The organism is Streptomyces sp. NBC_01497 (assembly GCF_036250695.1).
Taxonomy (GTDB): Bacteria; Actinomycetota; Actinomycetes; order Streptomycetales; family Streptomycetaceae; genus Streptomyces.
This window is the reverse complement of sequence record NZ_CP109427.1, coordinates 8,240,467-8,261,118: the sequence shown is the minus strand read 5'-3', so window position 1 is coordinate 8,261,118 and position 20,652 is coordinate 8,240,467. Positions and strand designations below refer to the sequence as shown.

The window sequence follows — 20,652 nt, the reverse complement described above, 5'->3', positions numbered from 1 at the left end:
AAGCCCATTATGCATTTACCTAATGGCTTTAGGCAAATGCGCCATGGCCCGGGAAGGCAGAGGATGTGGGCCCGACGACGCCTTGGTCGTCGATATCCGGATGCACGGCGGCAGGCGGCATTGAGACACCCCCCGCATGCCGATCGCCGAAGTCTCACCAGGAGTGTCCATCGCGTACGAGACCTTCGGCGATCCCTCGGACCCGCCCGTCCTGCTCGTGATGGGTTTCGGTGCCCAGATGATCGCCTGGCACGAGGACTTCTGCCGTGCGCTCGCCGGACGCGGGCGCTACGTGATCCGGTACGACAACCGCGACTGCGGGTTGTCCACGAGGTTCGACGAGCACCCCGTCGATCTGGGCCGGTTCATCGGCCTCGTGACTGCGGGAGACATCCCGCCGGCCCTCGCGATGATGCCGTACAGAATGCAGGACATGGCCGACGACGGCCTCGGCCTGCTCTCCGCGCTCGGCATCGAACGGGCTCACGTGGTCGGATCCTCGATGGGCGGCATGATCGCCCAGACCATGGCCATCAGCCGGCCGGCCCGCGTCCTGACCCTGACGTCGATGATGTCCTCGACCGGCGAACCCGACCACGGCCGTCCCAGCGCCGAGGCCCAGGCGGTGCTCCTCAGTGCGAAGCCGTCGGATCGCGACGGGTATGTCGCTGCGGCGGAGAGAGAACTGGTGTGGTCCTCGAAGCGCTACGGCGACCCCGCGCTCCTTCGGGAGCTGGCCCGGGAGAGCTACGACCGCGCCTACTACCCGGCGGGCGTGGGACGCCAACTCGGGGCGATGGTCCTCGGCGGTTCACGCGCTGACGCGCTGCGCGGACTTCGCGTACCGACCCTGGTGGTCCATGGTCTCGATGACACACTGATCGATCCGAGCGGCGGCAAGCGCACCGCCGACCTGGTGCCCGGAGCGAAACTCCTGCTCGTTGCCGACATGGGACACGACCGTCCACGTGAGCTCTGGCGCGAGATCATCGACGCCTTGGACGCGCACATGCGCTGAGTGCTCGGTCGCACGGCCGGGTTTCGAGGCCTCACTCAGGGCTCAACACACCGCGCCCCGACGCCTGGAGGCGCCCGGACCCGGGTGACCGGACGCTGTGGTCGCGTGGTCGACCCACGAGCCGCTCAGCGGCGCGGCTTGCCGCCACCGCCGAGAACAGAACAGTGCCCGCCCGTTCTCCCGTTCCGGCCTGCTCTGTTCAGGCCTGCTCTGTCGCAGTGGCGACAGGAGTGGCGGCGACAGGAGTGGCGGCGACAGCAACAACGGTCACGGCGTGGCGGCCGTCGCGCGAACCCGGAATGCCGCCGGCGTCTCACCCTCCCGCTGCCGGAAGAACTTGGTGAACACCGTGGCACTGGAGAAGCCCAGCCTTTCGCCGATCGCGGTGGCGGACAGGCTCGTGTGCACGAGGAGGCGCTTGGCCTCCAGCAGGACGCGGTCGTCGATGAAGCGCTTCGCGCTGCGCCCGGTCGCGGCCCGGGTCGCACGGGTGAGGGTGCGCGGGCTGTAGCCCAGTCGGGCCGCATAGGCCTCCACGCGACGGCAACCGGGAAAACCGCGCTCCACCGCCTGCTGAAAGCGGCGGAAGGCATCGTTGGCGGCCTCCGCGTTCTCCTCACCGCCGTACGCGTGGGCCAGGCGCAGGAGGAGCACGGCGAGCAGGTGGCGCACCACTTCCACGTGCACGTCGGGCGGTGTGCCCTCCGACCTCCGGTACTCGCCTTCCAGGAGGTCCAGGATGCCCCTGAGCCGCTCCCCCTCGGGCTCCGGGATCCGGGCGAAACTCCAGACCGGCCGGTCGACGCGGGCCACGTCCGCGGTGGGGGTGTCCAGGAAACCGGGCTGGAAGAGCACGAGGGTGCCCTCTGCCGCGCCGAGATCCGAGCGGTACTGCTGGATCTGGCCGGGCCGAACCCACAGCCAGTCCCCCGCCGTCAGCTCGTGTTCGGTGAAGTCCACCGAGCAGCGCAGCACACCTGACCTCACGGCGATCAGCTCGTGGAAGGCGAGTCGTTTCGGTGAGTAGGGCGCCACCCCATGCCGCTGCGCACGGGTGAGCAGGGCCGGGAAGCCGAGGACCTCCGCGCCGGGCGGCGTCCCGGCGGATGGCTGGTAGGGCACCTCGGCCACACTGTGCTGTCCGTTTCTGTCCATAACGTGTCCCGACACTACAACCACGACGGTCTCCTCCGGACCTAGCGTGACGTGTGCGGACAACGCCTGCCGACCCTGTGGGCTCTCGTCGTCCGCACGTCTCAAGGAGAGCGCACTGACTGGAAATGTCCCTGCTGCCCGCCTCCGCCAAGACCCGAGGAGCAGAACACTGTGCGACTGATCGTGGGCATGACCGGCGCGACGGGTGCCGTGTTCGGTGTCCGCCTGCTGGAGAACCTGAGACGGCTGCCGGACGTGGAGACCCATCTCGTGCTCTCGCGGTGGGCGCGCACGACCGTCGAGTTCGAGACGGGTCTGTCCGTACGGTCCGTCGGCGCGCTCGCCGACGAGGTGTACGCCGCGGAGGACCAGGCCGCTCCCCTCTCCTCCGGCTCCTTCACGACCGACGGCATGGTCGTCGTGCCGTGCTCGATGAAAACACTCGCGGGCATACGCGCCGGATACGCCGACGGGCTCGTGGGCCGTGCCGCCGACGTGGTCCTCAAGGAGCGGCGACGGCTGATCCTGGTGCCGCGCGAGACGCCGCTGAGCGAGATCCATCTTGAGAACATGCTCGCGCTCTCCCGTATGGGTGTGCGCATCGTCCCGCCGATGCCCGCCTTCTACAACCACCCGGCGTCCGTCGACGACATCGTCGACCACGTCGTGGCCCGCGTCCTCGATCAGTTGGACCTCCCCGCACCCGCCGCCAAGAGGTGGCACGGCATGCGGGCCGCCCGGGAGACCAAGCACGCCCTGTGATGTCCGACCCCGGGGCGACCGTTCCTCCCCCGGGCCGAAGAAGGAGTTTTCATGCCATTCGACGACCTCCGCGGTTTCCTGAAGGCCCTCGACGACCAGGGCCAGTTGCTGCGGATCACCGACCAGGTGATGCCGGAGCCGGACATCGCCGCGGCGGCGGGCGCGGCGACGCGCCTCGGCGACGCCGCGCCCGCCCTGTACTTCGACAACGTCCAGGGCTTCACCGACGCTCGCATCGCCATGAACGTGCACGGCTCGTGGGCCAACCACGCGCTCGCCCTCGACCTGCCCAAGGAGACGGGCATCAAGGAGCAGGTGGACGAGTTCGTACGCCGCTGGGCCGAGTTCCCGATCATGCCGGAGTGGCGCGAGAATCCGCCCTGGGCCGAGAACACGCTTGAGGGCGACGACGTCGACATCTTCTCCGTGCTCCCGCTGATCCGCCTGAACGACGGGGACGGCGGGTTCTACATCGACAAGGCCGCCGTTGTCTCCCGGGACCCCGAGGACGCGGAGAACAACGGGAAGCAGAACGTCGGCATCTACCGCATCGAGGTGAAGGGGAAGCGGAAACTCGCCATCCAGCCGGTTCCGGTACACGATCTGGCCCAGCATCTGCGCAGGGCCGAGGAGGCCGGTGAGGACCTGCCGGTCGCCATCACGCTCGGCAACGACCCGGTGATCTCGATTGTCGCGTCGACTCCCATGAAGTACGAGGAGAACGAGTACGAGCTGGCCGGCGCCCTGCGCGGCGCGCCCGCTCCGATCGCCAGGGCGCCGCTGAGCGGGCTGCCGGTCCCGTGGGGCTCCGAGGTCGTCCTGGAAGGTGTGATCGAAAGTCACAAGCGGGAGATCGAGGGGCCGTTCGGGGAGTTCACCGGCCACTACTCCGGCGGACGGGCCCTGCCGGTCGTACGCATCGACCGGATCTCGCATCGCACCCACCCGGTCTTCGAGCACCTCCATCTCGGCATGCCCTGGACCGAGATCGACTACCTGATGGCCGCGAACACCTGTGCACCCCTGTACGAGCAGCTGAAGAAGGACTTCCCGGAGGTCCAGGCCGTGAACGCGATGTACACGCACGGCCTGGTGGTCATCGTCTCCACCGCGAAGCGCTACGGCGGCTTCGCCAAGGCCGTCGGGATGCGGGTGCTCACCACACCGCACGGCCTCGGCTACGCCGCCACGGTCATCGTCGTCGACGAGGACGTGGACCCCTTCAACCTGCCCCAGGTGATGTGGGCGCTGTCCACGAAGATGAACCCGGCCGACGACCTGGTCCACGTTCCGAACATGTCCGTCATGCAGTTGGCCCCGCAGGCAACGACACCGGGCATCGTCGACAAGCTCATCATCGACGCCACCACACCGGTCGGCGCGCAGAGCGGCGGCCACGCCGGCAATCCCGTCCGTGACCTGCCGGAAACCGACGAGTGGCTCGCCCGGCTGCGCCACCTCGCCGCCCGCCGCTGACCTGCCCCGACGGATCCCACCGCTCAACGCACTGCCCGATCCGACCCACTGGAAGGCCCCCCATGACCGCGACCATCTGCCCGCGGTGCGCGTACAGCGACATCGAGACACTGTTCAGTTCGCCGGTGCCGGGCGTCTGGCACGTACTCCAGTGCCAGCAGTGCCTGTACTGCTGGCGCACGAGCGAGCCGGACAGGCGCACCACCCGGGACGCCTATCCCGACAGTTTCAGGATGACCCGGGCGGACATCGACGCGGCGATCGAGGTACCCGCCCGCCCAGCAGTGATCAAGCGGGGCTGACGGGGTCGCGGCGCACACCACCACGTTCACCCGCAGAACACGAGCCCCCGGGATCGGTGAGGCCGGCCCGCGTGACGGTGTCCGGCCCCGCCGGGCCCGCCTGACGGCGGCCGGGCGTGCCCGGGCAGTCCAGAGACGTCGGCCGTACGACAGGCCAGGCACGCCACACAGTCACATACAGTGCTTTTCGTACGAATGGCTCCGACAATGGACTCATGGATATCCGGTGGCTGGATGACTTCCCGAGCCGTGCCTCAGGACGACTGCTGGCTGTCCCCCTGGCGCTGATCGTCGTGATCACCACGGCAGGTCTGGTGTCGCCGAACAATGTCCATCTCGGCCCGATGCTCGTGATCGCGCCGGCCCTGACCGCATCGTTCGCCGGACCGTGGCAGACGGCCATGATCGGGACTGTCGCGGCGGGCGCACAGGCTCTGCTGGCCGAACTCAACGGGGGGCTGGGCACTCCCAATCACGTCTGGCAGTTCATCGCGCTGGTGGTGCTGTCGGCCCTGGTGGTCTTCTTCTGCTACCTGCGGGAGCGGCACAGCCGTCAACTGAGCCGGGTACGGGTGGTGGCCGAGACCGCACAGCGCGTTCTTTTGCGACCACCGCCGCAACGGGTGGGACCGCTGCGGGTGGCCTGGCGGTATCGCACAGCCGACACCGACGCCCAGATGGGCGGCGATCTCTTCGCCGTCGTGCACACGGGCCGGTCCTGCAGCCGGGTCATCATCGGCGACGTCCGGGGGAAGGGGCTGGCCGCCATCGGTGAGGCGTCCGTGGTCCTCGGCGCCTTCCGGGAGAGCGCCCGCCACTGCGAGACCCTCTCCGAGATGGTGCAGGCCATGGAGGACAGTGTCGGCGCCGACATCGAGGACGCCGCCGACACCGAACAGGATCCCGGCGAGCACTTCGTCACCGCCCTCGTCCTGGACCTGCCCGACGGGTGCGGACACGGCACGATGATCAACTGCGGGCACCCCCCGCCCCTGCTCCTGCGCGACGGCCAGGTCACCGTCCTGCACGCCGGCTCCCCCGCGCCGCCGCTCGGTCTCGGCAATCTGGGACCCTCCGGGCTGCACAGCGAGACATTCGCCTTCACGGACGGCGACACCCTCCTGCTCTACACCGATGGCGTGATCGAAGCGCGCTCGCCCCAGGGCAGCTTCTATCCGCTGGCCGAGCGTGCCGCCACGTTCCCTGCGGCCGAACCGGAGGAACTGCTCCAGCGCCTGCTCCACGAGGTGAGTGCCCACACCGAGGGCCGACTCGCGGACGACGTGGCTGTCCTGGCCATCACACTGGCCCCGGCCCCGGCCAGGTCCGCCACGACGATGCCTTCACCGTCATGAGCACCCGCACCGCTCGTCCCTCAGGCTGCGGTCAGGCCCCCGTCGATGGCGAGTGCGGCTCCGGTGATGAACGTCGCCTCGTCACTGAGGAGGAAGGCCACGAACGCCGCGATCTCGCTCGGCTGCGCGATCCGCCCGAGCGGGTGATGCGCGCCCGCAACCCGGACGGCCTCCTCCGGCGGCATGCCCATGTTGCCTCGGAGCAGAGGGGTGTCGACGCCGCCGGTGACGAGCGCGTTGATACGGACACCCGCCGCCGCCGTGTCGAGGGCGGCCGACCGTGTGAGTCCGACGACCCCGTGCTTGGCGGCGCTGTAGGAGGCCATCCCGGCCGCTCCGGTGACGGCTAGGTTGGAGGCGTTGTTCACGATCGCACCGCCGCCTGACGCCCGCAGCAGGGGAATCTGGTGCTTCAGGCTGAAGAACACACTGCCGAGGTTGAGCGCCAGGTCCGCGTCCCAGGCCTTGCTGTCGATGTCGGTCAGCGGACCGATCGCGGTGGCCGCGCCGACGTTGTTGAAGGCCCCGTCGAGGCGCCCGTGCCGATCGGCCACCTGCTGGACCAACGCCGCGACGTCGGCCTCCGCAGTCACGTCGGTGCGTACGAAGAGGGCGTCGGCACCGCGGGAACGCAGTTCCGAGGCCAGTGCCTCCCCGGCCTCCTCGCCGCGTGCCGCGAGGACGACCTTCGCCCCCTCCGCGGCGATCCGCTCGGCGGCGGCACGGCCCATGCCGGAGGTGGCGCCGGTGATGAGGACCACCTTGTCCGTGAAGCGAGCTGACATTGCTGACCACTCCTGGTTGTGCTGGTAGTCGGGGGATTCAGAAGGTGATGACGAGCCGGCCGCGTACGCCGCCCGCGGCGAGCCGCCGGTGTGCTGCAGCGGCCTCGTCGGCGGAATAGGTCTGCGCGACCCGCGGGATCAGGACGCCCGCCTCGGCGAGTTCCCGGATCTGGTGAAGTTTGTCCGTGCGCCCGGCGTAATCGGGGACGAAAGTCGTCCGCACGGCGATCCTGCCGGTCGCGTCGGACTCGTAACCGCCCGGTTCCCCGGCACTTCGGAAGCGGACGAATGTGCCGCCATCGCGGACGGCTCCGAACAGGGCGGGGCCGATGAGGGCGGCATCGGCAAGCGCGTCCACGCCGTGGGGATACAGGGCGCGCAGCCGTTCGGTGATGCCGGATCCCCTGGCCACGATCTTGTCCGCGCCGAAACCGCGGACCAGGTCCTCATCAGCGGGTGCGGCATCGGCGATCACGGTGAGTCCCGCCTGTTCGGCCAGTTGCACCAGGTAGCTGCCGAGTGTCCCCGCCGCCCCGGCCACGGCCAGCACCGATCCGCCGGGCAGCCCCAGCAGGTCGATGGTCCACAGCGCGGTGAGCCCGTTCATGGGCAGGGTGGCAGCGTGCGCGTGGTCGGGGCCCTCGGGGCGCGGACGACCCAGCCGGCCGGCAGCACCCGGTACTCGGCGTAGCCGCCGACGGCGGCGATCCCCAGCGGCATGACCATCGCCATGACCGATTCGCCCACGCGCAGGTCGGTCCTGGTCTCCGGGCCGATCTCGTCGACCACGCCCGCGATGTCCATTCCGGGAACGTACGGCCCCGGAACCTCGCGGAACCGCTCCGCGAGCACACCGGCTCGCAGCAGTGTGTCCGCCGGACTGACCGCGGCCGCGTGAACGCGCACGCGGACCTCCCCCGGCCCGGCCTTCGGATTCGGCAGATCCACCACCCGCAATACGTCCGGCTCTCCGAACTCGTACAACCCCACAGCTCGCACGCACAGCTCCTCAGTGAGTACCCGATGAATACCAGGTACGCATTCCGTACCTGACATCGAGTCTCCGGAACGGGGAACCATGCGGCAAGAAGGCACTTCGAAGTGCTCAGGTATCCCTGAGAGAACACCCCGGACCGAGATCACGCGAGGCGATCCGGCCCGTACCCGATGGCGGGGGCCGTACCTGGTTCCGCTCGTATACTTTCGCCATGGACTCGGTCAGGGAACGCGGCGACACGGATCCCGCAGTGTGCGAACAGAGCCGTGACCTCATCCGCGACGTGCTGGAGCGCATCGGCGACAAGTGGTCCGTCGTGGTGATCTGCAGACTGGCCGACACCACACGCGGGTTCAACGAGCTGCGCCGCCTCAGCGGCCCCATCACCCAGCGCATGCTCAGCGCGACACTGCGCAGGCTGGAGCGCGACGGGCTCGTGACGCGGACCGTGCGCGACACCAAGCCCCCGCGCGTCGACTACGCCCTCACCGCCCGCGGACTCACTCTGCTGGAAACGGTTCAGGCGTTGGCCCGGTGGGCGGAGGAGCACGCGGTCGGCATCCTCGACTCACGGACGACGTTCGACGCCGGACAGGAGTGACGCCCCGGACCGCCGGCCTCGTGTAGCGCGGCCGCCACGCTAAGAACGCGAGGTGCCGGCGGTGTCCAGCCATTGGGCGAGCACCGCGGCCTCGCTGTGATCGATGTCCTTTGTGGCGGTGAGCAGAGTGACCTTGTCGTGGTCGGCCAGGTCGCGCAGGTGCTCCACCGCGGAGCGGTGGTCCGCGTCTTCGAGTTCGGCGATGTAGCGGTCACGGAAGCCGGGGAAGCGATCCCGGTCGTGCTGGTACCAGTGGCGCAGGTCGGTCGACGGCGCCACATCCCGGAGCCACTCGTCCAGGTGTGCCCGCTCCTTGCTCATTCCACGCGGCCACAGGCGGTCCACGAGCACGCGCTTGCCCTCCTGCGACGTGGAGTCCTCATAGATCCTCTGGCAGTTGAAACGTCCGGCCATGGCCGCCGTCACCCTTCCCGATCGGGCTGCCCGGCGCCCCCGCTGCAGACCCCGAGACGAGGCCGGGCATCAGGTACGACTCTATCGGCGGCCCGGCACCGGGGCTCATCGAGCGACGTGTGTCAGGTCGATCCGGCCCGTACGAAGGGCCGGCCGCGGTGTTCCATCCGCAACGTTCCATCCCGCTGTGAAGACGGTGACCGACGGGACCTCGCGGGCCTCGCCCGTCCGCTTCGCGAACACCGTCCGTGAGTGCGCCGGCACCGCTGCCTGCCCGCGCAATCGGCCACCGAAGACGTCATCCCAGTTCCCCGGGCCTCAATCGCTGTGGGCCGCCGGCTCGGCATCGGTGTCGAGTGCTTCCAGCACCGCGTCGCCGTTCGCCCTCGCCCACTCCGTCAGCATGTGGATCGGATCGATCAGCGTCGCCCCGAGCGGGGTGAGCTCGTACTCGACGCGGGGCGGCGCCTCGGCGTAGGCGTGCCGCCGGATGAGTCCGTGCGCCTCCAGCCGTCGGAGCGTCTGGGTGAGCATCTTGCGGGAGATGCCGCCGATCAGCTCGACCAGCTCGCCGTGGCGCACCGGTCCCCTGCTGAGGCCGTAGAGCACGACCGCCGTCCACTTGTCGGCGATCAACTCGACCGCCAGACGCGCCGGACAGTCGGCGAGAAAGGAGTCACCGTGACCGAAACCGCTCATGGCGTCAAAGGTACCTGGAGGTTCCTGTCGGATACATAGCCTGGATTCTCTCCCCCCTTCAAAGCCAGGAGAGTCATGCGAGTCATCACCCAGCAGACGCTCGGCGGTCCCGAGGTGCTCACCGTCGTGGACGCGCCCGAGCCCCGGCCCCTCCCGACCGAGGTACTCGTCCGCGTCAAGGCGATAGGGCTGAACCCCCTGGAGGCGCGCCTGCGTGCCGGTGAGTTCCCGCTGATCGGCCGGCCGCCGTTCATCCTGGGCTGGGACATCAGCGGCGTGGTCGAGGAGGCGCCGCAGACCTGGCGGTTCAGGCCCGGCGACGAGGTGTTCGGGATGCCGCTCTTCCCGCGGGCGGCGAGCGCGTACGCCGAGGTCGTGTCGGCGCCGGCGTTGCACCTGGCACGCAAGCCGGCGTCGCTCTCGCATGTCGAGGCGTCGGCGCTGCCGATCGTCGGGCTGACGGCGTGGCAGGGCCTCGTCGATCTCGGCGCCGTGAGGGAGGGAGACCGCGTCCTGGTGCACGGTGGTGGCGGCGGGGTCGGCCATGTCGCGATCCAGATCGCGAAAGCGCTCGGCGCGTACGTGATCACGACCGCAGGCGCGAGCAAGCGGAAGTTCGTCGAGGGGCTCGGCGCCGACGAGGTGATCGACTACACGGCGGTCGACTTCACCGAGGCGGTCCGCGACATCGACGTCGTGCTCGACACGATCGGCGGCGACACCGTCGAGCGGTCACTCGAAGTGCTCCGCCCAGGGGGTCACCTGGTGACGGCGGTCGCCGAGGAGGATGCGGAACTCGCCGCCGCATACGCGGCGGCCGGCATGCGCTTCAGCGGCATCGCGGTCGACCCCGATCCGGTCGCCCTGCGGGGTCTCGTCGAACTCGTCGAACAGGGCAGGCTCCAGGTCCACGTGCAGGAGACGTTCCCCTTCGAGCGCGTCGCCGACGCGCACCGGCTGCTCGAAGGCGGTCATCTCCAGGGCAAGCTCGTCCTCACCGTCTGATCCCGGCAGGGGGCCTCGTGTGGGCGAGGCCCCCTGCTGAACGGCTGGTACCGACCGGCCTGTTGCCACCCGGCAAGAGGTGATGAGCGGTGGGCATTTCGAGATCCGCGTCGACAGTCGCACCGGACCACTCCTCGGGACGGCCACCGTCCTGAACACCGACGGGTTCGACACCTATACCGGCCAGTCGACGCCGATCGCCTTCACCAAGGGTGTCCACGACGTGTACCTCGTTGCGGTGGGCGGCCAGGGCATCGCCAACATCGACTCATTCGCGCTCACCCGGCCGACCGCGAAGGGCTGACCGACTCCCCCGGCCCGGCAGGCGACATCGACCCTTGCCGTGACCGTCCACGCGCCACCCGAAGCGGGGTCGGCGTGTGGGCGTCAGCATGTCGGCGCCCTCCTGCTCGCTGAGCGGTCGATGGCCCGCTGTGCATCGGAAGTATCCGGTCTTCCTGTGCGGAGACTGTCAACTGCTGTTGTTGCCTGACCCGTTGATGCGACAGTGTCCGTGTGGACATACGGGTGGAAGTGATGGGGGAACAGTCCGGGGACGCGTTGCGGTCCCTGCGGGAGTGGCTGGTGTCCGACGATTCCCTGCGTGGCCGGGTGCACCTCGTCACCGTCGCACCGGCGGAAGGGACTCTCGGCTCCGGTCTGGACGCCCTGACGGTCGCCCTGGGCAACGGCGGTGCCGTCACGGTGTTCGCAACGGCCGCCGTGACCTGGTTGAGGCACCGGACGGGGCGGATGGACATCAAGGTCATCAGGTCGGACGGTGCGACGGTGGAGGTCAGTTCGGACGTGGACCGGCCGCAGACACCGGAGGAGGTGCAGCAGGCAGTCGAGCGCCTCCTGGAGCTTCTTGGTCCCGCCACCGAAGAAGAGACGGAGGTCTGATGGCGCTGTCCGCACTGCCGCACCGGCCGACCGCACTGGCTTCGCGGGGGTCCCGGGCGCTGATCGTGGGGTCGGGTCACCACGTACCGGGATCGGCGCTTCCCGACGTACCGGCAGTGGACGCGACGGTGCGGGAGCTGGGCCGGATTCTGGTGGAACGCTGCGGTCTTCGCCCCGACCACCTCCGCTCCCTGACCGACCCGAGGGGCCCTGACGCCGTGGGCACAGCGCTGAGCGAGGTCGCCTCCGAGGCGACCGACGTGCTGCTGCTGTACTACGTGGGGCACGGACTGGTCAGCTCCGGCAACGAGTTGTACCTCGCCACGCAGGCGACCGACGATCCCGTAGCCGGTCTGATGTACAAGGCCCTGCCGTACAAGGCCGTGCGCGAGGCCCTGAGCGAGTGCCGGGCGCGCTCGGTCGTCGTGGTACTCGACTGCTGTTTCGCGGGGCGCGCCAAGGGCCCGTTCGGCACCGCGGCCACCCACGCGTTCGAACTCGCCTCGCTCGGCGGGACATACGTCCTGGCCTCGGCGGCGGCGGACGAGCAGGCCCTGGCTCCCGCCGGGGCGCCGTACACGGCCTTCACGGGCGAGTTGCTGGACTTCCTACGGGAGGGCAGCGCCGCAGGGCTGCCGGACCTGACGGTCGAGGCCGCGTACCGGCATCTGCGGCGCACTCTGCCGCCTCGGGGTCTGCCCGCGCCGCAGCGTCACCTCAGCGGCGGCGGGGACGACCTGGTTCTCGCACCCAATACCGCCGCTGTCGCGACCCGGCCGTCGCACAAGATGTCCGGATCCGGGACCCAGGAGACAGGGGCCAGGCTGCCGTGCCCCTACCTCGGTCTGCGCTCGTTCACCGCGGACGACTCCGCTTACTACTTCGGCCGCGACCGGCTGGTCGGCGACGTCCTGGACAAGATCGCGGAGTGGTCCGACGAAGGTGCGCCCATAGCGGTCGTCGGAGCGTCCGGATCGGGCAAGTCCTCGCTGCTGCAGGCCGGTCTCCTGCCGGCGATCAGGCGGGGAGAGCTGGGGGGCACCGACGCGAGTGCCTGGCCGCACCTGTCGATGGCTCCCGGGCCGCACCCCCTGGCCACTTTGGCCGGACGGTTCGCCCGGGGCGCCGGAACCTCGCAGGAGGTGATCGCCGAGCGACTGCGCAAGCACCCGGAGCAGCTTTCGGCCGTGATCAGACAGGCACTCGGCAGAGGCGACGAGGCCGAGGGGCGACTGCTGCTCCTGGTCGACCAGTTCGAGGAGCTGTTCACCCAGTGCGCCGACGAGGCGGAGCGCCGCGCCTTCATCACCGCGCTCCGCACGGCCGGTGAACCGGACGGGACGCTGCCCGCGGCGGCACTGGTCCTGATCGCCGTCCGCGCGGACTTCTACGGTCAGTGCCTGGCCTATCCGGACCTGGCCCCGACGTTCCGGGACCACCAGGTGCCGGTGACGCCGATGACACCCGACGAGCTGCGCGACACCATCGAACGCCCGGCGGCGCTGAGCGGCCACCGCATGGAGGAGGGTCTCAGCCGGGTCGTGCTGCGTGACCTTCGTATCGGCGCGGGCCGTCAGGACCCCACCGAGCACGGCTTCCTCCCCCTGCTCTCGTACGCCCTTGAGCAGACGTGGGCACACAGCGAGGGGAGGGACCTGCTCATCCAGCGCTACGAGGACGGCGGCGGGGTGTGGAATGCCATCACCCGGCAGGCCGACCTCGTCTACGAAAAACTCGACGCCGACGCTCGCGACGCGGCACGCAAACTGCTCCTGCGTATGGTGAACGTCAGTGAGGACTTCGAGGACGCCCGTCGGCGAGCCGACCTGAACGAGCTCACCGAGGGGCGGTCCGAGGAGGAGGCCGCCCGCGTTTCGAGGGCCCTCCAGGCGCTGGCCGATGCCCGGCTGATCACCGTCGACGGTCACACGGCCCAGATCGCCCACGAGGCCCTTCTGCGTTGGTGGCCGACCTTGCGCGGGTGGATCGACCAGGACCGGGACGCACTGCGGATCCACCGTCAGCTCACCGACGCGGCACGTGAGTGGAAGAAGAAGCACGACAGTGGGGCCCTGCTCGGCGGTGCGCGCCTGGCTGCGGCACGGGAGCGGTTCACGGACCGCGACAGTCGAGCCGTTCTCACCCCGACCGAGGAGCGTTTCTTCAAACGGAGCGTCCTCGTTCACCGGCTGCGCCGCTCCTTGGCCGTTGCCGGTGTCGGCGCGCTCGTGGCCGCCCTCGTCAGCGGGGGCATCGCCGTGCGGAAAAGCGAACTGGCGCAAACCCGTCGGGACACCATCGATTCCAGGCAGCTGGGCCTGCTCGCGGACTCCCTGCGCGACGGCGATCCTGCGACAGCCCTCTCGTTGAGTCTGGCCGCCTACACCATCTCCCACACCGCCGAGGCCGGCGCCAGCGTGCTGCACTCGAGCGTGACGAGCGCCCCCGCCCCGCTGACCGGCGCCACGGGCAGGGTGTTCAACGTGGCGTACAGCGGTGACGGCCGCACCGTCGCGGCATCGTCCAAGGACAAGACGGTGAAGCTGTGGGACATCTCAGATCTCCAGCAACCGGCCGCCGGCAAGGTCATCCACACCGACGGGCTCGCGGCGATCGCCTACCAGCCGGGCGGACACACGCTGGCCGTGCAGACGAAGCGCACCCTGACCTTCTGGGACGTGACCCATCCCGCCGAGCCCGTGTCCACAGCGCACCGGGAGAGCCCCGCGCTGGTTCCGCAGGACATCGCCTACAGCCCGGACGGTTCGGAGCTGGCCGTGACCGACGCCCACGGGGTCGTCCACCTGTGGGACACGCACGGCGACCAGCCGACGGCGCTCCCCGACCTGACCGTTGGCACCGCTGACGTACACGCCGTCGCTTTCGCGCCCGATGGCAGGACGCTCGCTGTCGCCACCGCGGCAACCGCCCCCGGCCGGGGCGGCACAGCCGGAGTCACCCTGTGGAGCATCGACGAGCAGGGCAGAGCCGCGAAGGACCCGACGGCGACCCTGAAGACCGACTCCACCTGGAGTCTGGCCTTCAACCCGCAGGGGACCCTGCTGGCCGCGGGCGGATCGCTCGGATCCATGGCGGTGTGGGACACCACGAAGATCAACCGGCCCACCGCCAGGAACGTGGACGAGTTCACGGAGAGCGGTGCCGGCGACATTCTGTCGATCTCCTTCAAGCCGGACGGCAGGACGTTCCTCGCCGCCGACGGGACCGGGACGGTCGAACAGTGGGAGGCATCCGGTGGTGCCGACGACCAGCAGATTGACGTCTTCAGCAGCTTCCCCACCGCCCAGCCCGTCTACGCGGTCGCCTACAGCGCCGACGGTGCCACCTTCCTCAGTGGGGGTGAGAACGGCTCGCTGGGCCTGTGGAGTACACCGAGCCCCCTCCTGCCCGGGTACCTCAACCCGGGAGGCACGGACGTACCGGGCACCGGGTTCAGCGACGACGGCAGCCTGCTCGCCGTCATCGCGGGCGACGTCGATCACCAGCGCGCCCAGGTGTGGAACCTCGCGGACCACCGGCACCCGAAGGTAGCCGCGACTCTCCCGCGGCAGTGGACGAGAGCAGCGTTCATCGGCGGGGGGCGCACACTGATGGCACAGGACACCAGCGCCCACACCATCTCCCTGTGGAACATGGACGACCCCCGACACCCCGCGCACCTGTCCCAGTTCCGGGTGACCGGCACTCCCACCGTCTCCAATGACGCCGGCGTCATTGCCGTGGGCATCGCGGGGCAGTCGACGATCTCGGTCTTCGACATCGCCGATCCGAAACGTCCGAAGGCCGTCGGCGCGATCCCGGTGAAGAGCACACGGAGGGGCTCGCAGGTCCTCCTGCACCTGCTGAACGACGAGAGGCTCCTGGTCTGGGACGACGACGGTGCAAGCCTGTGGAAGATCGGCGGCACGGGCAAGCCCCGGCGCCTCAACACCTTCGGACAACCACAGGACCTCAGTGGCCTCGCCTACAACAACAGGACGCAGTTGCTCGCGATGTACGGCTTCGAAGGGGCGCTGTACCTGTTCGACCTGAAGCATCTCCCCCACACGAAAGCAGAACCCTCCAGCCGGATCCCGGCAAAGGTGCAGAGCGCGGCCTTCATCGGGGAACACACGCTGACCGTGGCCACCGCCAACGACTCCGCCATCACGATGTGGGACGTCGGCGAGACTGCCACGCACCCGGAGCGCACCGCAGTGGTCACCGGCGACAGCGAGCTGTCGAGCCTCACCCTCAGCCCGGACGCCCGCGTGCTGGCCGGCGAGCCCGGCTTCATCGGGCAGGCTCATCTGTGGGACATCAGTGACCCCAACAGCCCATCGGACAGGGGCCCGCTGCCTGATCCGGCCGCGAAGCCGGGCGAGTTCAGCCCCGACGGCCACACCCTCGCCATGACGACGAGCCGGTTGCCCAATGGCGACGAGGGCATCGAGCTCACCGACTACCAGCCCGCGGACGCCTACCGGCACCTCTGCGCTCTCCACCCGCGTCCCCTCAGCCGGACTCGGTGGGCACAACTGGTGGGCAAGATCCACGCCTACCAGGATCCGTGCGGCGAATGACAGGAGAGGGAGAGATCCGGACCGGCCCGCGCCCCTCGTCTCCGGGACCGCGCCCCTGAGAGGGCTCGCCGGGCACGCCGTCGGCGGGAACCCTCGCACAGCGGTTCACCACCGAACTCCATCAGAGTACGGAGGGACATGGCCGCCCCGCTCTCCCCGATCGGGCCGCCCTGGGCCGGTTGGCCGACCGCGCGGAACGCGAGGCGGTGCTGGAGAAGATCCGCGTCCCGAAGCACGGCCGGGCGGGCCGCGCACGGGGCCTGCCCGGCGCGTGGGATCGCGACCGGGTACCCGGCGTGCTGGTCACTCGTCGTTCCATCTGCGGGAGTTCTGGACCCCGAAAGCGTTGCCGAAGCCGGTGTCCGGTTCCTGGCTCCGCACCGCGGTGTGACCCTGTTCCGGCACGGTGGTGGTGGACTGCGACCATTCGCCCTCGCCCAGGATGAGCAGGGGATCGAACATGACGACCACTCCCGCGATGAGGAGGAACACCACGGGCCCGATCAGCATCGGGAACAGCAGCGACCTGGGAGAAGGACCGAGGGCCGCTGCCGAACGGTCCTGCACGGGGACGTGGATGGCAGCCATACCCGTGTAGTGCATGCCGGTCACAGCGATCCCCATGACCAGGCTCGCCCCGAGGCTGGCGAGGAAACCCCGGACGGACACGGCCGCCCACAGGGCCGCTGTCGCCGCGACGAGCGCGATGACCACGGACAGCACCACGATCGGCACGCTGTAGAGGAGATGGCCCTGGAAACGGATGCCCGCCATGCCCAGGTAGTGCATGGCCGCGACACCCAGGCCGGTGATGACGCCGGCTGCCAGCAGGTTCGTGCGCGTGGCTCCCGCCGCCGCCCCGCCCTCGCCGGCCACGCCGCAGGCGTCGTGGGGGGAAGCCGTCGTGGTACGAGGCCGCCGGGGCGCACGGCCCCTGTGGCGCAGTGCCGAGGCGACGTACGGCGGTTCTGGCGCGAGGCCGACGTGGCGTATGGCGATTCCGGCGCGAGGCCGACGTGGCGTACCACCGTTCTCACGCGAGGCCGCCGTGGCGGAGGCCCTGGCGCGACGCCGACGTGACTACCTTGCCGAGGCAGTACCCTTCTCCGGGTCCAGCGCCTGGCGCGCCGCCTTCAGGATCGCTTCCGACAGATCGGTCCCCACCGCGGCCCGGGCCAGCAGGACCGCGCCCACCAGAGTCGCCATGGTGGCGAGGCCGTCGGACTCGGCGCGCCCGCCCTGCTCATCCCCTTCGGCCCGATCGGACCCCGAGAGCCACTGCGCGAACTGTTCCAGGCCGTTCGTATAGGGGACGTGGGCCTCTCCCCTGCCCGCCTCCCGGGCCATGTCGCCGGCCAGGCCTGCGGCCGGGCAGCCGACGCCGGGGTGGTCGCGGTGCTCGGTGGACAGGTAGAAGTCGATCACCGCTTCTCGCGCGCCCGCCCGATCGTCGTGCTGCTCGTCGAAGCCCGTCAGAAGCGTCGCGAGATCCCCGAAGGCGTGGTCCGTCGCCTCCGAGACAAGAGCTTCCTTGGAAGCGAACTGTTTGTAGAAGCCACCGGTGGTCATGCCGACGGACTTCATCAGATCAGCGATGCTGAGGGCGTCGACCCCCCGCTCGCGCAGGAGGTGCGAAGCGGCCGCGACGGTCCGCGCACGGTTCTCCTGTGCCTGCGCCTGCGAAACGCGACTCATGGCCACCCACCACCTTGCGGTTTAGATTAGTCCGACTATCTATGATACGTCGACTCATCGCCGCCCGGAGCGAGCGCCACCCAAGGCACCGGCCCAAGGCTTCGAGACAGGGCTCCGAGGCGGGGACGACCGCTCCACCCCTGTCACCGGGCGACCACGGTCGGCTTCTTTTTGCACTAACCGTTCTCAATAGGTACGCTGACTGAGCACGACACGGAAGGGAGTCCCCATGGCCCGCACCAAGGAGTTCGACCCGGACAGCGTCCTGCGCCGCGCCATGGACCTGTTCTGGGAACGCGGCTACGAGCAGACGTCCCTGCAGGATCTCGTCGAGCGCATGAGCGTGGGACGCCGCAGCCTGTACGACACGTTCGGCGACAAGCACAAGCTCTTCGTCCGGGCGCTCACCCAGTACGTGGCAGAGCAGGAAGCCATGGCGGCGGAGAGCGCCGAGCTGGCGCCCGACGGGCGCCAGGCGGTCCAACGCCTGCTCGAAACGTCGATCACCACAGGCATGGTGCTCAGGCGAGGCTGCCTGGCCGTGAACACCGCGACCGAGGTGGCACCCGGGGATCCGGAGGCCTTCACCATCGTGGACAGCCACTTCGGACGCACTCGCCGGCTCCTGCTCGACCAGATCATCCGCGGGGGCACCGACGGCAGCATCTCCGGCGCGGGTGACCCGGAAGTCCTGACCGCGGCGCTGTTCAACGTCTGGCTGGGCCTTCGCGTGCGCGTCCGGGCCGGCACGGGCCTCGATCCCCTGATGGCCGACCTCCGGGCCACCCTGAACCTGCTCGACTGAACCCCGCTCGACCGAGCCCGCCCCCGCGTCGAGCAGGGGTCAGGCATGAGCCAATATTGCACTAATCGTTCTAGAAACGATCGCACCGCACCGCGCCGCCGGAGACGACGACGACCCCCACCACTCAAGGACGTGCGCCGCCCGCGCCGGCATTGCCACCGTCGCGACCGCGTCCGGCCGGAGGTTCCACCGAGTGGAACCTCTTAGATAGAGTGTGTAATCTAAATCCCGCGACCGGCTCTTCGTCCAAGAAGGCCGGATGCCGGTAACCGCCCCTGGTCACCCGCATGTCAAGGAAGAGAGACCCACCATGAGCACACCTCGCAAGTCCGCCGTCATCACCGGCGCCTCGGCCGGTCTGGGGGCCGCATACGCGCAGCGCCTGGCAGACCGCGGCTACGACCTGGTCCTCGTCGCCCGTAACGCGTCCCGGCTGGAGACCCTCGCCACCGCGATCGCCTCCCGCACCGGCCGGAAGGTGGAGGTCCTCGCCGCCGATCTGACCGACGAAGCCCAACTGAGCGCCGTGGAAGACCGGCTGCGCACCGACGAGAGCATCGAAGCGCTGATCAACAATGCGGGCGGATCTGGTTTCGCTCCCCTGAACGGCCTGGCCCCGTCCGCGTTCGGCGCCCTGATCGCCCTCAATGTGACGTCGCTGACCCGCCTCACGGCCGCGGTGCTGCCCGGGCTGACGGCCCGTGGCCGGGGCACGATCGTGAATGTCTCGTCCGCGCTCGCCCTCAACATCCTGCCGGTCAGCGCTGTCTACAGCGGCACCAAGAGCTACGTCCTCACCCTCACCCAGGCCCTCCAGCAGGAGCTCGCCGAGAGCCCGGTCACCGTGCAGGCGGTACTGCCCGGCGCCGTACGCACCGAGTTCTGGGAGGGCTCGGGCATCGAGCTCTCGGCGTTCCCGGACGAGTGGGTCATGACCGCGGAGGACGTCGTCGACGCCGCGCTCGCCGGCCTCGACGCCGGGGAACCCGTCACCATCCCCTCCCTGCCCGACATCAGCGACTGGGAGGCGTTCGAGAAGGCCCGGCAGACCCTCGTCCCCAACCTCTCCCGCTCCACTCCCGCCAACCGCTACCGCGGCTGAGGCTCGGCGGGTCCGGCCCCGCCCCGGGCCGGGAACCACCATGTGCTCCCCGGCCCGGGGACGTCGGCCGCCGCTCGCCGTGAGGCCGCTGCTGCCCGAGCCAGCGGGGCACACCACGCGCTCCGGCGCCCGCGCCCGGCTCCGCATTCCATCCACGGCTGTCCTGAGCGCCCCCTGCGGACGACGGCGCCAGGGTCCGTAAGAGACGGCAGACCCACCCCGGCCGTCCCACCATCCTTTTCGTCAAGGAGACATCATGCACATCGAGAACTCTGTCGCGCTGGTCACCGGTGCGAACCGTGGCTTCGGTCGCCACCTCACCGAACAGCTGTTGTCCCGCGGGGCGGCGAAGGTCTACGCGACGGCACGCGACACGAGCACCGTGGATCTGCCGGGAGTGGTCCCCCTCCGGCTCGACATCACCGATCCCGCCTCCATCGCCGAAGCCGCGGCCATCGCGTCGGACACGACCCTCCTGGTGAACAACGCGGGCATCAGCACCCACACCAACTTCCTCAGTGGCGAGATGGCGGACGTCCGGCTCGAAATGGAGACGCACTACTACGGAACGCTCGGCATGGTGCGTGCCTTCGCCCCCGCCCTCGCCCGCAACGGCGGCGGCGCCATCCTCAACGTGCTGTCGGTCCTCTCCTGGGTCCACTTCCCCAACTACGGCGCCTACAGTGCCGCGAAGGCCGCCGCCTGGGCGATGACGAACGTCGTCCGGCAGGAGCTCGCCGCGCAGCACACCGACGTGACGGCGCTGCACGTCGGTTACATGGACACCGACATGGCCTCCTACGTCGACGCGTCGGACAAGGCCGACCCGGTGAAGGTCGCGGCACTGGCGCTAGACGGCATCGAGGCCCGCGCCCTGGAAGTGATCGGGGACGACAAGAGCAGGAACGCCAAGGCAGGACTCTCCGGCGCACCGGAAGACGTGTACGTGGGGCTTCCCGCACAGCGGTAGCACTCCCGCGAAGTACCGGCCCGGG

General features: G+C 69.6%; 20 protein-coding genes and 1 pseudogene. 13 read left to right on the top strand and 8 right to left on the bottom strand.

Features of this window, described 5'->3' with window-relative positions:
* The first annotated feature begins 136 nt into the window (after window positions 1-136).
* Window positions 137-1,018 (top strand): alpha/beta fold hydrolase, encoded by an 882-nt coding sequence (locus OG310_RS34830; protein WP_329459844.1) that lies wholly within the window; start codon window positions 137-139, stop codon window positions 1,016-1,018.
* A 267-nt stretch (window positions 1,019-1,285) separates the two neighbouring features.
* On the opposite strand, the gene OG310_RS34825 is transcribed toward OG310_RS34830, so the two are convergent.
* Window positions 1,286-2,173: a helix-turn-helix transcriptional regulator gene (locus OG310_RS34825; protein ID WP_329459843.1), complete on the bottom strand. Its 888-nt coding sequence runs from the start codon at window positions 2,171-2,173 to the stop codon at window positions 1,286-1,288.
* Window positions 2,174-2,344: 171 nt separating this feature from the next.
* Here OG310_RS34825 and OG310_RS34820 point away from each other — a divergent pair, with 171 nt between their 5' ends.
* The 4 genes from OG310_RS34820 (at window position 2,345) to OG310_RS34805 (ending at window position 6,068) form a co-directional block, all read left to right on the top strand.
* On the top strand, window positions 2,345-2,935 hold the full coding sequence (locus OG310_RS34820; protein ID WP_329459842.1) for a non-oxidative hydroxyarylic acid decarboxylases subunit B: 591 nt from the start codon (window positions 2,345-2,347) through the stop codon (window positions 2,933-2,935).
* Window positions 2,936-2,986: 51 nt separating this feature from the next.
* The gene (locus OG310_RS34815; protein ID WP_329459841.1) at window positions 2,987-4,411 is read left to right on the top strand and encodes a non-oxidative hydroxyarylic acid decarboxylases subunit C; all 1,425 of its coding nucleotides are present in this window, start codon (window positions 2,987-2,989) and stop codon (window positions 4,409-4,411) included.
* A 62-nt stretch (window positions 4,412-4,473) separates the two neighbouring features.
* The gene (locus tag OG310_RS34810) at window positions 4,474-4,713 is read left to right on the top strand and encodes a non-oxidative hydroxyarylic acid decarboxylases subunit D (RefSeq protein WP_329459840.1); all 240 of its coding nucleotides are present in this window, start codon (window positions 4,474-4,476) and stop codon (window positions 4,711-4,713) included.
* A 215-nt stretch (window positions 4,714-4,928) separates the two neighbouring features.
* A complete protein-coding gene (locus OG310_RS34805; protein WP_329459839.1) occupies window positions 4,929-6,068 on the top strand; it encodes a PP2C family protein-serine/threonine phosphatase in 1,140 nt (379 codons plus the stop codon).
* Window positions 6,069-6,088: 20 nt separating this feature from the next.
* On the opposite strand, the gene OG310_RS34800 is transcribed toward OG310_RS34805, so the two are convergent.
* Genes OG310_RS34800 through OG310_RS34790 form a run of 3 tightly spaced genes read right to left on the bottom strand, consistent with a single transcriptional unit; the run spans window position 6,089 to window position 7,852 of the window.
* Window positions 6,089-6,853 (bottom strand): SDR family oxidoreductase, encoded by a 765-nt coding sequence (locus tag OG310_RS34800; RefSeq protein ID WP_329459838.1) that lies wholly within the window; start codon window positions 6,851-6,853, stop codon window positions 6,089-6,091.
* A gap of 37 nt (window positions 6,854-6,890) precedes the next feature.
* Entirely contained in the window at window positions 6,891-7,460 is a 570-nt protein-coding gene (locus OG310_RS34795; protein ID WP_329459837.1) for a zinc-binding dehydrogenase, read from the bottom strand.
* Entirely contained in the window at window positions 7,457-7,852 is a 396-nt protein-coding gene (locus OG310_RS34790; RefSeq protein ID WP_329459836.1) for an alcohol dehydrogenase catalytic domain-containing protein, read from the bottom strand. Before OG310_RS34790 ends, OG310_RS34795 begins: the two co-directional genes overlap by 4 nt.
* Before the next feature lie 209 nt (window positions 7,853-8,061).
* Between OG310_RS34790 and OG310_RS34785 the strand changes: the two genes are divergently transcribed.
* Window positions 8,062-8,451 carry a winged helix-turn-helix transcriptional regulator gene (locus tag OG310_RS34785; protein WP_329459835.1) on the top strand — a complete coding sequence of 130 codons (390 nt, stop codon included), beginning with the start codon at window positions 8,062-8,064 and terminating at the stop codon, window positions 8,449-8,451.
* Between the two features lie 39 nt (window positions 8,452-8,490).
* Here OG310_RS34785 and OG310_RS34780 read toward each other — a convergent pair whose 3' ends face one another.
* Window positions 8,491-8,865 (bottom strand): DUF488 domain-containing protein, encoded by a 375-nt coding sequence (locus OG310_RS34780; protein ID WP_329459834.1) that lies wholly within the window; start codon window positions 8,863-8,865, stop codon window positions 8,491-8,493.
* Window positions 8,866-9,183: 318 nt separating this feature from the next.
* Window positions 9,184-9,564 (bottom strand): winged helix-turn-helix transcriptional regulator, encoded by a 381-nt coding sequence (locus OG310_RS34775; RefSeq protein WP_329459833.1) that lies wholly within the window; start codon window positions 9,562-9,564, stop codon window positions 9,184-9,186.
* A 75-nt stretch (window positions 9,565-9,639) separates the two neighbouring features.
* Here OG310_RS34775 and OG310_RS34770 point away from each other — a divergent pair, with 75 nt between their 5' ends.
* The 4 genes from OG310_RS34770 to OG310_RS34755 all read left to right on the top strand — a co-directional run bounded on the left by OG310_RS34770 (window position 9,640) and on the right by OG310_RS34755 (window position 16,055).
* A complete protein-coding gene (locus tag OG310_RS34770; protein ID WP_329459832.1) occupies window positions 9,640-10,569 on the top strand; it encodes an NADP-dependent oxidoreductase in 930 nt (309 codons plus the stop codon).
* 82 nt (window positions 10,570-10,651) lie between these two features.
* A complete protein-coding gene (locus tag OG310_RS34765) occupies window positions 10,652-10,873 on the top strand; it encodes a carbohydrate-binding protein (protein WP_329459831.1) in 222 nt (73 codons plus the stop codon).
* 212 nt (window positions 10,874-11,085) lie between these two features.
* Window positions 11,086-11,472 (top strand): effector-associated constant component EACC1, encoded by a 387-nt coding sequence (locus OG310_RS34760; RefSeq protein ID WP_329459830.1) that lies wholly within the window; start codon window positions 11,086-11,088, stop codon window positions 11,470-11,472.
* A complete protein-coding gene (locus tag OG310_RS34755) occupies window positions 11,472-16,055 on the top strand; it encodes a caspase, EACC1-associated type (protein WP_329459829.1) in 4,584 nt (1,527 codons plus the stop codon). Before OG310_RS34760 ends, OG310_RS34755 begins: the two co-directional genes overlap by 1 nt.
* Window positions 16,056-16,358: 303 nt before the next feature.
* Here OG310_RS34755 and OG310_RS34750 read toward each other — a convergent pair.
* Both OG310_RS34750 and OG310_RS34745 read right to left on the bottom strand, forming a co-directional pair.
* Window positions 16,359-16,904, bottom strand: a pseudogene (locus OG310_RS34750) (MHYT domain-containing protein); the annotation flags it as partial.
* 231 nt (window positions 16,905-17,135) lie between these two features.
* Complete coding sequence (locus OG310_RS34745; RefSeq protein WP_329460517.1) at window positions 17,136-17,750, bottom strand: TetR/AcrR family transcriptional regulator; 615 nt, start codon at window positions 17,748-17,750, stop codon at window positions 17,136-17,138.
* Between the two features lie 229 nt (window positions 17,751-17,979).
* Between OG310_RS34745 and OG310_RS34740 the strand changes: the two genes are divergently transcribed.
* The 3 genes from OG310_RS34740 to OG310_RS34730 all read left to right on the top strand — a co-directional run bounded on the left by OG310_RS34740 (window position 17,980) and on the right by OG310_RS34730 (window position 20,627).
* Window positions 17,980-18,555 carry a TetR/AcrR family transcriptional regulator gene (locus OG310_RS34740; protein ID WP_329459828.1) on the top strand — a complete coding sequence of 192 codons (576 nt, stop codon included), beginning with the start codon at window positions 17,980-17,982 and terminating at the stop codon, window positions 18,553-18,555.
* Between the two features lie 310 nt (window positions 18,556-18,865).
* Window positions 18,866-19,657 (top strand): SDR family NAD(P)-dependent oxidoreductase, encoded by a 792-nt coding sequence (locus tag OG310_RS34735; RefSeq protein WP_329459827.1) that lies wholly within the window; start codon window positions 18,866-18,868, stop codon window positions 19,655-19,657.
* A gap of 256 nt (window positions 19,658-19,913) precedes the next feature.
* Window positions 19,914-20,627, top strand: a complete 714-nt coding sequence (locus tag OG310_RS34730) for an SDR family oxidoreductase (RefSeq protein WP_329459826.1) — start codon at window positions 19,914-19,916, stop codon at window positions 20,625-20,627.
* The last annotated feature ends 25 nt before the right edge of the window (window positions 20,628-20,652 follow it).

Excerpts from the sequence above, each read along its gene's own strand:
- OG310_RS34830 (WP_329459844.1), top strand. The coding sequence starts at position 137 with ATGCCGATCGCCGAAGTCTCACCAGGAGTGTCCATCGCGTACGAGACC.
- OG310_RS34825 (WP_329459843.1), bottom strand. The coding sequence starts at position 2,173 with ATGGACAGAAACGGACAGCACAGTGTGGCCGAGGTGCCCTACCAGCCA.
- OG310_RS34815 (WP_329459841.1), top strand. The coding sequence starts at position 2,987 with ATGCCATTCGACGACCTCCGCGGTTTCCTGAAGGCCCTCGACGACCAG.
- OG310_RS34810 (WP_329459840.1), top strand. The coding sequence starts at position 4,474 with ATGACCGCGACCATCTGCCCGCGGTGCGCGTACAGCGACATCGAGACA.
- OG310_RS34805 (WP_329459839.1), top strand. The coding sequence starts at position 4,929 with ATGGATATCCGGTGGCTGGATGACTTCCCGAGCCGTGCCTCAGGACGA.
- OG310_RS34800 (WP_329459838.1), bottom strand. The coding sequence starts at position 6,853 with ATGTCAGCTCGCTTCACGGACAAGGTGGTCCTCATCACCGGCGCCACC.
- OG310_RS34795 (WP_329459837.1), bottom strand. The coding sequence starts at position 7,460 with ATGAACGGGCTCACCGCGCTGTGGACCATCGACCTGCTGGGGCTGCCC.
- OG310_RS34785 (WP_329459835.1), top strand. The coding sequence starts at position 8,062 with ATGGACTCGGTCAGGGAACGCGGCGACACGGATCCCGCAGTGTGCGAA.
- OG310_RS34780 (WP_329459834.1), bottom strand. The coding sequence starts at position 8,865 with ATGGCCGGACGTTTCAACTGCCAGAGGATCTATGAGGACTCCACGTCG.
- OG310_RS34775 (WP_329459833.1), bottom strand. The coding sequence starts at position 9,564 with ATGAGCGGTTTCGGTCACGGTGACTCCTTTCTCGCCGACTGTCCGGCG.
- OG310_RS34770 (WP_329459832.1), top strand. The coding sequence starts at position 9,640 with ATGCGAGTCATCACCCAGCAGACGCTCGGCGGTCCCGAGGTGCTCACC.
- OG310_RS34765 (WP_329459831.1), top strand. The coding sequence starts at position 10,652 with ATGAGCGGTGGGCATTTCGAGATCCGCGTCGACAGTCGCACCGGACCA.
- OG310_RS34755 (WP_329459829.1), top strand. The coding sequence starts at position 11,472 with ATGGCGCTGTCCGCACTGCCGCACCGGCCGACCGCACTGGCTTCGCGG.
- OG310_RS34745 (WP_329460517.1), bottom strand. The coding sequence starts at position 17,750 with ATGAGTCGCGTTTCGCAGGCGCAGGCACAGGAGAACCGTGCGCGGACC.
- OG310_RS34740 (WP_329459828.1), top strand. The coding sequence starts at position 17,980 with ATGGCCCGCACCAAGGAGTTCGACCCGGACAGCGTCCTGCGCCGCGCC.
- OG310_RS34735 (WP_329459827.1), top strand. The coding sequence starts at position 18,866 with ATGAGCACACCTCGCAAGTCCGCCGTCATCACCGGCGCCTCGGCCGGT.
- OG310_RS34730 (WP_329459826.1), top strand. The coding sequence starts at position 19,914 with ATGCACATCGAGAACTCTGTCGCGCTGGTCACCGGTGCGAACCGTGGC.